Origin of the sequence: Enterococcus sp. S53 (assembly GCF_016516865.1) — a bacterium.
In the GTDB taxonomy this organism is placed as follows: Bacteria; Bacillota; Bacilli; order Lactobacillales; family Enterococcaceae; genus Enterococcus_D; species Enterococcus_D innesii.
In genome coordinates, this window is sequence record NZ_JACVUH010000003.1 from 248,317 (window position 1) to 262,102 (window position 13,786).

Annotated in this window: 13 protein-coding genes and 1 other annotated feature; of the genes, 3 read left to right on the forward strand and 10 right to left on the reverse strand. The window is 42.5% G+C overall.

What is annotated here, in order from left to right:
* Positions 1-39: 39 nt before the first annotated feature.
* Positions 40-909 carry a class II fructose-bisphosphate aldolase gene (locus IAE45_RS06535; protein ID WP_005228297.1) on the reverse strand — a complete coding sequence of 290 codons (870 nt, stop codon included), beginning with the start codon at positions 907-909 and terminating at the stop codon, positions 40-42.
* Positions 910-1,277: 368 nt separating this feature from the next.
* Between IAE45_RS06535 and IAE45_RS06540 the strand changes: the two genes are divergently transcribed.
* Positions 1,278-1,733, forward strand: coding sequence for a YehR family lipoprotein (locus tag IAE45_RS06540; protein WP_195266128.1), 456 nt, complete (start codon positions 1,278-1,280; stop codon positions 1,731-1,733).
* 261 nt (positions 1,734-1,994) lie between these two features.
* Here the strand turns inward: IAE45_RS06540 and IAE45_RS06545 are convergent, their stop codons facing one another.
* Positions 1,995-3,602: a CTP synthase gene (locus tag IAE45_RS06545; protein WP_005233972.1), complete on the reverse strand. Its 1,608-nt coding sequence runs from the start codon at positions 3,600-3,602 to the stop codon at positions 1,995-1,997.
* Between the two features lie 748 nt (positions 3,603-4,350).
* On the opposite strand from IAE45_RS06545, the gene IAE45_RS06550 reads away from it, so the two are divergent.
* A complete protein-coding gene (locus tag IAE45_RS06550; protein ID WP_200125508.1) occupies positions 4,351-5,031 on the forward strand; it encodes a hypothetical protein in 681 nt (226 codons plus the stop codon).
* A gap of 56 nt (positions 5,032-5,087) precedes the next feature.
* Here the strand turns inward: IAE45_RS06550 and IAE45_RS06555 are convergent, their stop codons facing one another.
* The 8 genes from IAE45_RS06555 to IAE45_RS06590 all read right to left on the reverse strand — a co-directional run bounded on the left by IAE45_RS06555 (position 5,088) and on the right by IAE45_RS06590 (position 12,681).
* Positions 5,088-5,795, reverse strand: a complete 708-nt coding sequence (locus IAE45_RS06555) for a zinc metallopeptidase (RefSeq protein ID WP_016612795.1) — start codon at positions 5,793-5,795, stop codon at positions 5,088-5,090.
* Between the two features lie 94 nt (positions 5,796-5,889).
* The gene (locus tag IAE45_RS06560) at positions 5,890-6,222 is read right to left on the reverse strand and encodes a zinc ribbon domain-containing protein YjdM (protein ID WP_005228268.1); all 333 of its coding nucleotides are present in this window, start codon (positions 6,220-6,222) and stop codon (positions 5,890-5,892) included.
* 183 nt (positions 6,223-6,405) lie between these two features.
* Positions 6,406-7,065: a methionine ABC transporter permease gene (locus IAE45_RS06565; protein WP_010749973.1), complete on the reverse strand. Its 660-nt coding sequence runs from the start codon at positions 7,063-7,065 to the stop codon at positions 6,406-6,408.
* A complete protein-coding gene (locus IAE45_RS06570; RefSeq protein ID WP_200125510.1) occupies positions 7,058-8,083 on the reverse strand; it encodes a methionine ABC transporter ATP-binding protein in 1,026 nt (341 codons plus the stop codon). The genes IAE45_RS06565 and IAE45_RS06570 overlap by 8 nt, the downstream gene beginning before the upstream one ends.
* 14 nt (positions 8,084-8,097) lie before the next feature.
* Positions 8,098-8,955 (reverse strand): MetQ/NlpA family ABC transporter substrate-binding protein, encoded by an 858-nt coding sequence (locus IAE45_RS06575; RefSeq protein ID WP_200125512.1) that lies wholly within the window; start codon positions 8,953-8,955, stop codon positions 8,098-8,100.
* A 50-nt stretch (positions 8,956-9,005) separates the two neighbouring features.
* Positions 9,006-9,240: a binding site (T-box leader), on the reverse strand.
* Between the two features lie 93 nt (positions 9,241-9,333).
* A complete protein-coding gene (dapF, locus tag IAE45_RS06580; RefSeq protein WP_077452097.1) occupies positions 9,334-10,167 on the reverse strand; it encodes a diaminopimelate epimerase in 834 nt (277 codons plus the stop codon).
* A 23-nt stretch (positions 10,168-10,190) separates the two neighbouring features.
* On the reverse strand, positions 10,191-11,507 hold the full coding sequence (gene lysA, locus IAE45_RS06585; RefSeq protein ID WP_086291711.1) for a diaminopimelate decarboxylase: 1,317 nt from the start codon (positions 11,505-11,507) through the stop codon (positions 10,191-10,193).
* A gap of 4 nt (positions 11,508-11,511) precedes the next feature.
* Positions 11,512-12,681 carry a M20 metallopeptidase family protein gene (locus tag IAE45_RS06590; RefSeq protein WP_200125514.1) on the reverse strand — a complete coding sequence of 390 codons (1,170 nt, stop codon included), beginning with the start codon at positions 12,679-12,681 and terminating at the stop codon, positions 11,512-11,514.
* 222 nt (positions 12,682-12,903) lie between these two features.
* Between IAE45_RS06590 and dapA the strand changes: the two genes are divergently transcribed.
* On the forward strand, positions 12,904-13,785 hold the full coding sequence (dapA, locus tag IAE45_RS06595; protein ID WP_008380503.1) for a 4-hydroxy-tetrahydrodipicolinate synthase: 882 nt from the start codon (positions 12,904-12,906) through the stop codon (positions 13,783-13,785).
* Position 13,786 lies beyond the last annotated feature (1 nt).

The window sequence follows — 13,786 nt, forward strand, 5'->3', positions numbered from 1 at the left end:
AGAATCAGTGATTCTAAGAGTTTTGATCTTTGATTAAGATTAAGCTTTACCAGCTGAACCGAACCAGTCGATGTGTTCTTCTGCATCTTTAACGATTGCAGCAACACCTGGTGCTAATAATTTACGAGGGTCGAATCCTTTACCTTCTTTATCTTTGCCAGCTTCGATGTATTCACGAGTTGCTTTAGCAAATGATAATTGGAATTCAGTATTTACGTTTACTTTAGAAACACCCATTGAGATTGCTTTTTCGATTTGGTCTTGAGGAATACCAGAACCACCGTGTAATACTAATGGTACATCAGAACCTACTGCATCAGCGATTGCTTGTAAGTGGTCAAAAGCAAGGCCTTTCCAGTTTTCAGGGTATTGACCGTGAATGTTACCAATTCCGCAAGCTAGGTAATCAATACCAGTTGCAACCATTTGTTTACATTCTTCGATGTCAGCTAATTCGCCAGAACCGATGATTCCATCTTCTTCTCCGCCGATTGAACCAACTTCACACTCAACAGAAACGCCTTTTGCGTGTGCTTTTTCGACAACTTCTTTAGCCAATTTCAAGTTTTCTTCAAATGGTAAGTGAGAGCCATCAAACATAACAGAAGTGTAACCAACTTCGATACATTCCATTGCTGCATCATAATCACCATGGTCTAAGTGGATTGCAACTGGAACAGTGATGTTCATTGAATCAACCAAGTTTGTAACGATGTCTTTAGCAACTTTGTATCCGCCCATATATTTGGCAGCACCCATTGAAGTTTGGATTAGAACTGGCGCTTTTTTCGCTTCAGCAGCTTTTAAAATCGCTTGTGTCCATTCTAAGTTGTTTGTGTTGAATCCGCCGACTGCATATCCGCCTTGACGAGCAGCTTTTAAGAATTCAGCTCCTGATACTACTGGCATAAAAAATTCCTCCTAAGTTTTGAAAAACTTTATTTGTTAAGCAATGCTTAACCGACAATGCTATTTTAGCAAAGATTTGCGGTATTTGCTACTAAAAAGAGGAATTTCTCTTTTCAAAAAAAGATTGCACAAATATAAAAATCCAGCATTTTCATCATCTTTTCTGAAAGTCTACGATTCTGTAAGGTTTTGCTCTCCTATATACGGTCATTAGATAACAAATCAGCATGTGAAAATTCGAGAAAAATTTCACATATTTTTTCGTCATTTTATCATAATTTTCCAGTAAATCCTTCCTTCTCCTCCTCTGAGCATAAGAATAGCCTTGTGAAAGCGGCTATATTATTATGTAAAAAAGGAGGGATAAAATGAAAAAAGCGTTTATTGGATTTTTGGCAGTCATCGGAGTTCTTTTCTTGGCAAGTTGCAGCTCGGGGGCCAAAGAAGAAACCAAAACATTCACAATGGATCAAAATGGGGTTTCGATGGAACTGGTCTTCACTTATGAAGGCGATAAAGTAAAAACCCAGACTGCGAACAATGTCATGCCTTATTCAGCGATTGGGGTAACGACCAAAGAAGAAGCACAGACGGTACTTGATCCGATTGCGGAACAGTATCAGCAAGTCAAAGGGTTGGACTATTCCCTCGACTATACAGATAGTGAAGCGACTGAATCCTTGAAGATCAATTACGACGAGTTGGATTATGATTCAGCAAAACAATTGCCTGGGGTTAGTTTTGAAGGAAATACCGAAAATGGGATCAGCATGGAACGTACAGAGGAAATGCTCTTGGATCAAGGGTATAAATTAAAAGAATAATCCTCTCTAGGCACCAGCAAATCAACACGCGTTTCCGCTGGCGGATTTCATTCGAACTGTTAGCGAAAAAAATAATGCATCAGCCTGAAACTTCCGGTCGTTTTGACGGAAGTTTTTTGTATGCAGAAACAGATGATTTCCACCAACGCTCACGCAAGTGTCAACCTTTTACGGATTACTGGGATCGCGCAACTCAAAAAACTCCCCATCTTGAGATGAGGAGTTTCGCACATTCATTTTTTGGTTTGCCACTAACGATTATTATGCTTGACGATTGTCTAATGAAGCTCCAACAAATGCTTTGATCAAGCGTTGTGGGCGTGTTGGACGAGAAATCAATTCTGGGTGGAATTGGCAACCCACGAAGAATTTGTTTTCTGGAATCTCAACGATCTCAACCAAACGATTGTCTGGCGATACACCTGAGAAGACCATACCATTTGCTTCAAAGATTTCACGGTATTTGTTATTAAATTCATAACGATGACGGTGACGTTCTTGAACAACTTCCTCCCCATCATAAGCTGCAGCTGTTTTGGTGCCTTTTTTCACTTTACATGGATACAAGCCTAAACGCAATGTTCCACCTAAGTTTTCGATGTTTTCTTGGTCAGCCATCAAGTCAATGATGTTGTTGGCTGTTTCAGGATCCGTTTCTGCGGAATTGGCATTTTCCAAGCCAACGACATTGCGGGCATACTCCACACAAGCCATTTGCATCCCTAGACAAATCCCTAAGAATGGCACATCGTTTTCCCGAGCATATCGGATCGCTTCGATTTTCCCTTCAATCCCACGATCACCAAATCCACCAGGAACAAGGATCCCGTCTACTTCACCTAAGTAAGACTCCACATTTTCCCGTGTGATTTCTTGGGCTTTGATCCAATCGATCTCGATGTCTGCATCAAAGGCAAAACCAGAATGTTTCAAGGCTTCGACAACCGATAGATAAGCATCTGGCAATTCCACGTATTTTCCGACTAATGCGATGCGTACTTTTTTCTTCAAATTCAGCACCTTTTCTTCCAATGCTTGCCATTCAGTCATGTCAGCAACTGGTGCGGTCAGTTTCAAATGATCACACACGATTTGGTCCATGCCTTGCGCTTGCAGTGCTAATGGGATCGAATAAAGGGTCTCAACGTCACGAGATTCGATCACGGCTTCTGGTGCCACGTCACAGAATTGTGCCAATTTATTTTTTGTTGATTGTCCTACGGGTTGTTCTGTCCGAACGACCAAGATATTTGGTTGAATCCCTAAGCCGCGCAGTTCCTTCACACTATGTTGGGTCGGCTTTGTTTTCATTTCGCCTGCTGCTTTCAAATAAGGAATCAGCGTCGTATGGATGTACATCACGTTGTCCGCACCTACGTCTGCTTTCATTTGACGCAAAGCTTCTAGAAACGGCAATGATTCAATATCCCCTACTGTACCGCCGACTTCTGTGATGATCACATCTGAATCAGTCATTTTGGCTGCCCGCATGATTTTTTCTTTGATCTCGTTGGTAATGTGCGGGATCACTTGAACAGTCGCGCCTAAGTATTCTCCTTTACGCTCTTTCCGCAAAACTTCTGAATAGATTTTTCCAGTTGTTACATTTGAGTATTTGTTCAAATTGATATCGATAAAGCGTTCATAGTGACCTAAGTCTAAGTCGGTCTCTGCTCCATCATCGGTTACGAATACTTCACCATGTTGGTATGGGCTCATCGTTCCTGGATCGACGTTGATGTACGGATCGAATTTTTGAATGGTTACTTTCAAGCCGCGATTTTTCAACAGACGTCCTAATGATGCTGCTACGATCCCTTTACCAATAGAAGAAACCACACCGCCGGTTACAAAAATATATTTTGTCATAAACTGAAAAACTCCTTTAATCTATTTTACAGGAAAAGCATTTAGAAAATAAGAAAAGCTCCCTATCCATAAATGAATAGGGAGCGAAAATTCTAAATCACTTTCTGACTCTTGTAAAGAGTGCCCAAACAGAATGATACATTCTCACCTAGCAAATGTCAAGAAAACTTTATCTGATTTTTTCAGAAAAAACGGAGGTTTCCAAACGAAGCGCTTTACGTTTTGATGCAGCTAGTTCCTCCTTTTTCACGCCGGCATTCTAAGGTTACTCTTTCTTAAACAACCTTCATGTTTTCTGCACAACTTTTTGCAATTTTTTCATTGCTTCTTACGAAATCGTTGAACTCTCTTTGGCATAATACAAAGTGTAGATGAAGTCTGGCGCTTTACTCGTTTTGGTAAAAATGATCGGAACGTATTTCTGGTTATTTTTGGCAAAGACGAGGTGCAGGTTCGATTCCTGCCTTCTACGCTAAGATAATTTTTCTTTTGCAGGATAGAGCTAATTATTCTGCTATTTTTGTCTGCCAAGTAATGTGCTCTGAATGATTATTCCCCAATAAGGAGTGCCCTCAATAAATATCAAAATTTGATTGCGCTTTTTGGTTATCTTTGAGATTATAGATATATATTTAAATTATTTTTTTATAGCATCTTCCGGTAATCATTTACCGATAAGGAAACAATCAAATTCTATTGTCTCCCAAAAGAGATTCTATAGAAGCCACAATTTTGGAGGAAGAAGACAATGACTGCTAAAAACCAAAAAGCACCAGATACTGTCAAGACACTAATTCGGCCTCGAAATCCTTTCCAGATTTTTTTCGCATTCTTGCTCGTGATAGGGCTGCCTACCATGCTTTATTGTTATTACTATAATTACAGTCCTTTCCCTAGTAAAAAAGTAGCTGGCGTTCCCAATAATCACCTTGTTCAGCTAGAGAACCCTATGGACCTTTCTAGTTTATTGTTGGATTTTGGCTCACAACTGAAATTTAACACAGTGGCTGAGTCCATGACGGTTTACTTTGATTATTATCAAAAAGGGGAGATAAAAGAACACAAAATAGTCGCTTCCCTGATAACAGAGCCAAGAAGTGATTATAATGGCTATTTGAATATAGGAATTACTAAGAGCGATTCTCTACTCTTCGTTGATTTATTTTCAAATGGTTCCTCATCAAATACAATGACCGACTTATCTAAATTCCACTATACGTCCCTTGGAGAAGATAGTTTATCTCCTACTGGAGCTAGCACTAGTATTCCCAATAACGAGCTTAACATTGAGAAAAAACAAGAAATTCCGTTGCTTTATATTGCCAAGGGCGGTGACGTCAAACTATATGCTGAAATGGAAAACAATCTATCCGAAGAAAATTTAAAAAGCGTTGAAAACGTCTATTACATTTACTTAATAGTAGAATAACGAAAAAAGACCAGTTCAGAATGCCTGAGCTGGTCTTTAGTCTATCACACTGTCGATTAATTCCGACGGTTGTTATTACCGAATAAAATAATCAAACGTAAGAGCTGCAATAAGGTTGCTACGGCAGCTGCGACATAGGTCAACGCTGCGGCAAAGAGCACTCTTCTTGCTTGTGGTACTTCCTCTTCTGTTAACAAGCCACCATCTGCCAAAATACGGATCGCCCGTTTTGAGGCATCGAACTCGACTGGCAAGGTCACTAATTGGAAAATAAACGCCAATGAGAAAGCCAACAAACCTAAGTTGATCAGAAACGAGCCTCGTAACAGGACGCCGATCAAAATCAATGGGATCGAGATGCTGGTTCCGATATTAGCGATCGGTACGATCGCATGACGCAAACGCAAAGGAAAATAACCTTTGGCATCTTGGACTGCGTGTCCACACTCATGGGCCGCAACACCGATTGCTGCTACCGAAGTTGATTGTGCGGTGGATTGTGATAAACTCAGCATTTTGTTGCCAGAATTGTAATTATCCGTCAAATCACCAGCGATCGCTTGCACACCAACATTATTGATTCCTTGGCTTTGCAAGATGTACTGCGCCGCTTTTGTGCCGGTAATATTATTTTTACTTCTGACTTTGTCATATTTGTTAAAGGTACTTTTGACATACGCTGACGCTGCTAGCGAAATCACCATACCGATAATTACGAGAATGAAAGTCGGGTCATAAAAAAAGCCGAACCCGTATCCGCCCATACCATACACGATAAAATTCCCCCTTTTAATCTTTGACCTTATTTTACCATTAAAGTGGTGAAAAAATTATGAAGATGACTGGAAGATTTTGTTTTTAACCTTTTTTTACAAATTCTGATTTTAGTTTCATCGCGCCGAAGCCATCGATCTTGCAATCAATGTTGTGGTCGCCTTCGACTAATTTAATGTTTTTCACTTTGGTTCCTTGTTTGATGGCGCCAGATGCGCCTTTGACTTTCAAGTCTTTGATGACTGTTACTGTATCACCATCTACTAAAATATTGCCATTGGCATCTTTGTATACTGGTGCTTCTTCCGCCGCTTGTTGCTCTTGCCATTCGTTTCCGCATTCAGGACAAACAAACAGCCCGCGATCTTCATAAGCGTATTCAGATTGGCAATTGGGACAGTTAGGAATTTGAGTCATAATGTTGCTCCTTTAAAATATAATTTTCGCTGTAAAAAAACAACTCACCATCAGCATACCGAAAAACCATTAGAGGTGCAACCAAAAATCAGTGACCTGTAAGTAAAAAAAATCGCTTCTGTAGAGTAATAACAGAAGCGATAACTCAAGTGTATTCGAAAAGGAACTACAAAGCGTTGGGTATTATTTTGAGAAATGATTCGCACAAGCATCGCCGACCCACTGGATGATTTGTACCAGAAGAATCAGCAGGAGAATCACCACAATCAAAATCGCCGTTTCATAGCGATAATAACCATACTGAATTGCTAAATCGCCAATGCCGCCTGCGCCAATTGTTCCCACCATCGCTGAGTAACCTAAAAGACTGATCAAAGTTAGCACAAATCCGCGAATCAAAGCTGGCAGACTTTCTGGTAAAATCACTTCGCGAACGATCTGTCCTGTCGATGCTCCAGAAGCGACGCTGGCTTCAAGGACGCCATAGTCGATTTCGGCAAATGCGGATTCAGCGATTCGGGCGTAAAAAGGAATCGCGGCAATCGATAAAGCAATCGCACCACCCGCTGGGGTATAAGGATCACCGATCAGCATCGCTGATAACGGAATCAGCGTAATCAATAAGATCAAAAATGGCAGCGAACGGATTGCATTGACGACAAAATCGGCCAGATGATGCAAGAAAATATTTTTATGAAAAAGGTTACTGCCGACTAAAAACAGGACTAATCCAATCAATAAGCCGAAAACTACTCCTATAATTGCTGAGGTCCCCACCATAAAGAATGTTTCCCATAGTGCTTGAGGCAGGTTTGTTTTTAAAATCTCAATCGTTTCAGCCATTTTTCTCACCTATCTTTCTTAGAGAAAAGACGTTCGCAGCTAAGTGTTCTCGGGCTTTTGCTGCTTCTTCGTCGGGTCCCGTCAAATAGATATACAAAATACCGATCACATCTTTTTTGATATACTCAATTTTCCCATGGATAATATTGATCGACACATCATAGGCTTTGGCTACAGTCGAAATCAATGGTTCTAACGTATACTCCCCTTGGTAGCGCAATTCCAGCAAGTCGCCTTCCGTGAAGGATGCTAGAATCTCTTCAGGAAGCGTCAGATCCAAGTAGCGGCCTACCAGTTTTTTCGTAATAGGCTGTTTAGGCTGACTGAACAAGCCATAGGTCGTTTGTTCTTCAACGATGCGACCCTTTTCCATCACTGCCACCCGATCAAAAAACTTACGGGCAACATCCAATTCATGGGTGATAAAGACGATGGTGATGCCTGTCTGTTCCTTGATTCGGATCAATAATTTCAAAATTTCTTCAGTCGTTTCAACATCTAACGCACTGGTAGCTTCATCACATAACAAAATCTCAGGTTCATTGGCAATCGCTCGTGCAATGCCGATCCGTTGCTTTTCTCCCCCAGACAAATTATTCGGATACTCGTGAATTTTGTGAGGCAGATCTACCATTTCCAACAGTTCCTTGATCCTCGCTTCTTGCTGATCTTTCGGATAATCACCAGCGCGCAAAGCAAAGGCTAAATTTTCCTTGATGGTTCGATTATGGATCAGATTGAAATGCTGAAAGATCATCCCGATTTTTTGTCGTACTTCACGCAAGTGTTTGCCTTTGGCTTGCGTGATGTCTTGACCATCAATCAGAATTTGACCGCTAGAGGGCACCTGCAGTAGATTCAACGTACGAACCAAGGTACTTTTCCCAGCCCCGCTCAATCCGACGATCCCGTATACTTCTCCAGCTTGAACGGAAAAATCAACGGAATCCACTGCTTTTTTGATTTTTTTTTTATGAGTGAATGTCACTGATACTTGTTTTACTTCTATTTTTGCCATAAGATATGCCCTTCTTACTCAGTCCAAAATTTCGGTTGATCAAAGTTGCTGAACGGTGATTCGGCAATCGCTTCTTTAAATGCATCACTTTCTAATACTTCCGTAACTGCCTTAGCAAAATCACTGTCTTCTTCTTCGGTGGACACCACAAAGACATTTTTATATTCTTCTTTCAACGACTCCAACGCCAAAGCATCTGCAGGATCAAGAGAAGCCGCCCAAGCGAAGTTTCCTGGTACTAAAGCTAAATCGACTGTATCTAACGAACGAGCCAATTGGGCTGCGTCTAATTCTTTAAATGTCAGATTCTTCGGATTTTCTTCGATATCATTCACCGTTGCCTTCGTTTCGTCGATATTGTCTGCGATGGTGATCAACTCATTGGCAGCTAACAGTTGCAAGGTCCGAGCTAAATTTGAGGCATCATTGGCAATCGAAACAGTCGCCCCGTCTGCTAACTCATCCAAGCTGGACAGTTGCTTCGAATAGATGCCCATTCCCAATGTTGGCACTTTTTGTAATGCCGTAAGAGATAACTGGTTATCTGCCGAAAATTTTTCTAGATAGGCCGTATGCTGAAACAAATTGGCATCGATTTGGCCATTCGCCAAGGCATTGTTCGGCTGAATATAATCATTAAACACTTTGGTCGTTAGTTGATACCCTTTTTCTTCCAGTAATGGAGAGACCACCTCTGTCACCATATCCCCATATGGTCCAGGTGCCACTCCAACGACTTTTTCTTCCACTGCATTTACACTGTTTTCACCAGACTGCGTATCCTCTGTGCTGCTAGTATTGCCACAAGCTGCCAATGTAATTAAGACAGCAGCAGCAACTAATCCAACGACTCCCTTTTTCAACTGTTTCATTTCTTTGTTCCCCCTTTTTATAATAAAAAAACGTCCTTTCTCCATCATAGAGAAAGGACGAAACAACCTTGTTCGTGGTACCACCTTTAATTTATTGGCTGAACCAGCCAACCTTATCAGTTTATTAACTGCTTTGCTGTATCGGGCAATCCCGCTGCACGCTTGCTTTTGCTCACGTCCAAACGCTCCAAGTCCATCTTCAGTCAAACGGCTGTGCTCTTTCTCACCAATCCGAGCTCTCTGATCCAATCGAAACTGACTTACTCTTCTTATCATCGCGTGTTTTTTAATTTGTGTTTAACTATACGATAGCCTCAAATGAATGTCAATTCTTTTTTTCACGAAAATATCATCTTTTTGCAATAATTTTCACAGTGTTTACAGAGCCAAATTCTCATCTAGAATCAAGCCTTCAGAGACCATAACCGCATCGCCGATCAATTCTAATGCGCCCTGATCGACATCAACTTCGACCGTTAACTCGCCACCTAACACGTGCAGCAAGACATTCGCTGCCGCTTGCTGGTGACGTTTGGTCACGACATACGCAGTGGCACCAGATCCTGTGCCGCACGCATAGGTAAAACCTTCTACCCCTCGTTCATATGTGCGAACGATCAGCTCACCCTTCTCGTCTTCTTCATAGAAATTGACATTGGCCCCTTTGGGGAAAACCTCCCAATAGCGTATCTCTTTGGCAAGTTCAGCCAGCTGTTCCAACTCAGTTTCTGCCAGACCAGGATAGTGAACCACCGCATGAGGGATTCCTGGATCACCCAGTTCCACATAGTCCACGAAAGAAACCGTTGGATTCGGGTACGCTTGATCAAATGTAGTCACGGTCGGTGGATTCAAGGTTACTTTGTAGTGTTTTGCCGACAAGCGCCATGCAGGGACATCGCCAGCAACTGTTTCGATGGTCATCTGCTCGCCAGCAATTCCCTTCTCAAAGGCATAACGGGCAATACAGCGAGCGCCGTTGCCGCACATTTCTGCTTCCGTCCCATCAGCATTGTAAAACCGCATCCGAAAATCAGCGGTTCCTGTGGGGAAATCCACTGCCATGACTGCATCCGCGCCGACAGAAAATTTCCGATGGCAAACTTGAGCAGCAAATTGCGACAGTTGTTCACGGGAGAATTTCAATGTGCGGTTATCGATTACGATAAAATCATTTCCTGCACCTTGCATTTTTGTATAAGGAATCGTCATGTTGTCACCTGCTTTTCAAAATTTTACTTGCTGGAAGTTCCCTCTTTTAGAAACGAAGGAACCACTTCATTTTGCAGCATTTGCTCGTAGGACTGGCGTTTAACGGCTAATTCCGCTTGGCCGTTTTCTACAAAAACGACTGCGGGTATCTGTAAATTATTGTAGCTGCTGGCCATCGAATAGCCGTAAGCTCCTGTTGCGAACGTAGCAAACAGATCCCCAGTTTCAACGGGCGGTAATGCAAGATCTTTTACTAAGATGTCTGTGCTCTCACAAGCTTTACCAGAAATGGTGATCTTCTGTGTCGCTGCTTCGGAAGCGCGGTTGGCTAAGATCCCAGTATAAGTTGCTTGATAAAGACCAGGACGAATATTGTCTGTCATGCCACCGTCAATGCTGGCGTATGTTCTGATTCCCGGCAATGTCTTGATACTGCCGATGGTGTGCAAACTAATGCCTGCTTCTGCGACGATACTGCGCCCAGGTTCAATAACGATGGTCGGACGTTCGCTCTGGTGCTGCGCATAAAAGGCGTCGATTTTTTCCATCACAGGATCTAAAAAGTAGCTGTAGGGTTGGCGAATATCTGCATCTGTGTATCGAACGCCAAAGCCGCCGCCAACATTTAGTTCTTTGATCCAATAATCAAAACGTTCATGAATAGTTTGGACAAGGGCCAAAGCCGCATCAACTGCCGCTAGATGTGAGCGATTGTCCGACAATTGACTGCCGACATGAAAATGCAGGCCATAGAAATCCAATTCAGGTGCTTGAATCACTTCTTCCACTAACGGAAATAAGATTTCTTCATCTAAAGGAATCCCGAATTTTGAATCTTTTTGTCCGGTCGAGATAAATTGATGGGTGCTGACCGAAACCTCGGGTGTGATGCGCAACAAAATTTTAGCAACGACTTGCTTTTCTTGACATAACGCGCGGATCAAGCCGACTTCTTGAATGCCATCAACGATGATCCGTCCTACGCCATAATCAAGGGCGGCTGCTAATTCTTCAATGGATTTGTTATTGCCGTTAAACTCGATGTGTTCTGCTGGAAAATCAGCTTGGATCGCTGTATACAGCTCTCCACCGCTAACCACGTCTAATGAAAGTCCTTCTGACTTGATCACTTGCAGCATCGCTGTGGTACAGAAAGCTTTAGCGGCATATGCTGCCCGTGTCTTGCTGTAGCGCGTCAAAAACTGCGCCTGAATCTTTTGGCATTCTTCGCGAATCTCCGAAACGGAATACACGTAAAGGGGAGTTCCAAAGGTTTTTGCCAGCTCAACGGTATCGCAACCGTCAATGTATAAGTGATTGTTCTTGATTTCTTTTGCCATCGCTTTACTCCTTGTCTGTCGGCTCGTTCAACGCCTCGATCAAACGAACGTAGCATTCGATGCCTTGCAATAGATTTTTTTCGTCAAAATTCATTTTGCTGCTGTGTAAAGGGTGGACATAACCTTTTTCTTCATTTCGGGTACCGACAAAGAAAAAGACGCCGGGGATTTCCTTTTGGTACATCGAAAAATCCTCTGCCAACATATATGGCGGTGTTTCTCGGTAACTCTCCCCGACCACTTTTTCCAATACTTCCACCATCTCAGGATCATTGTCCACGACACGATAAAGATGCTCGAATTCGACATCCGCCGTGCAATCATATCCTTTGGCGATTTCTTGTGCGACAGTGGTGATTCTGCGTGTCATCGTTTCATAGACTTCATCTTCAAACGCCCGCATCGTTCCTTTTAAAACGACCTTGCCGGGAATGATATTTTCCGCATCTCCCCCATGGATCTTCCCAAAAGTGATGACCCCAGCAGAAAGCGGGCTGATATTGCGTGAAATGATCGAATGCAATCCTTGAATGATCGCAACCGCAGCTAAAATGGCATCATGTCCTTGATGAGGCTGGGCACCATGGGCACTCGTGCCGTTGATCGTTAGATTGATCTCGCCGTTACGGGCCATCATCGGACCTTTCCGACTCGCAATGACTCCTTCGGGAAAGTCTGGGAAGACATGTAGCCCCACGATTCTTTCCACGCCAAAATCTCGTAAGATGCCTTCATCGATCATCAATTGAGCGCCACCGGGGCTTTCCTCGGCTGGTTGGAAAATCAAAACGATCGTTCCACGAATCACTTCAGGATGTGTTGCTAAATATTTAGCAAACCCTAGCATCGTTGCCATATGGCCGTCATGACCGCAGGCATGCATTTTCCCTTCATGTTTGGAAACAAAAGAAACACCTGTCTCTTCTTTGATCGGTAGTGCATCGATGTCCGTTCGAAAGGCCAGTGTCTTTCCTGGGCGATCGCTGCGAAAGACCGCAATCAAGCCGGTTTCAATCACTGGATAGATTTCTTTGATTCCAAAGGATTGCAGCTGACGCAGCAAATATTCCTTTGTTTTGTACTCAGTTAACCCTAATTCAGGGATTGTATGTAATTCACGACGAAAACGAACCACGTCTTCGGTTAATTCTTTGACTGCTTGCGATACTTGCATGTTAAAACACCTTTCTATTCATTCCTTTTAAAAATATCCATAAAAACCAGCGAATATTCAGTTTTTCATTGATATTGTTTAATATTATAGTATATAATTCGAATAATCTATAGTATAAATTGTCGAAATGTTTCGATTTTTATTGAAAATTTTACCCCTCGTTTTGGTACACTTATACGTAGAGTAACGAAAAATAAATTGGTTGAAAGGATGTGTCGTAGTTTGACAATATTCAAAGGTTCTGGCGTTGCGTTGATCACCCCTATGCTTCAAGATGGTTCGGTGGATTTCGATAAGCTGAAGGAGTTAGCGGAGTGGCATGTGCAGCAAGGAACGAATGCAATCATTGCATGCGGTACGACCGGTGAAGCATCCACGTTAGACGATGAAGAACATATCGCGGTGATCGAAGCGGTGGTAAAACAAGTTGCTGGTCGAATCCCCGTCATCGGCGGAACAGGCTCCAACAACACCCAACATGGGATCCATCTTTCAAAAGAAGCACAGCGCGTTGGTGCTGACGCATTATTGGTTGTAACACCTTACTACAACAAAGCGACCAAGAAAAGTTTAGTCGCTCACTATGAAGCAATCTGTCAAAGCGTTGAGTTGCCAGTGATCTTATACTCCGTCAGCTCAAGAACCGGCTTAAATTTAACACCTGAAGCCGTGGCAGAACTAAAAAAAATCCCTAACATCAAAGGCATCAAAGAGGCCAGCGGTGACATTTCGCAAATCGCAGAAATCGCTCGTCTTGCGGATGATGACTTTGCGATCTATTCAGGAAATGACGATCAAGTAACCCCAATTCTAGCTTTAGGTGGCTCTGGCGTGATTTCAACGATCGGCAATATTGCACCGAAACAAACGGCACAACTCGTTGCTGATTTCTTAAATGGTGATGTAAAAGCAGCCATCAAAGAGCAGTTGCGACAAAAACCGTTGATCGATGCGATTTTCAGTGAAGTAAATCCTGTGCCGATCAAAGCAGCGGTCTCCTTGCTAGGCAAATGTGAATTGCATTATCGTTTGCCTTTGGGTGTCCCAGAAGATGCGACTCTCGTTCATTTAGAAGAAGAAATGACCAATTACGGATTGCTGTAAG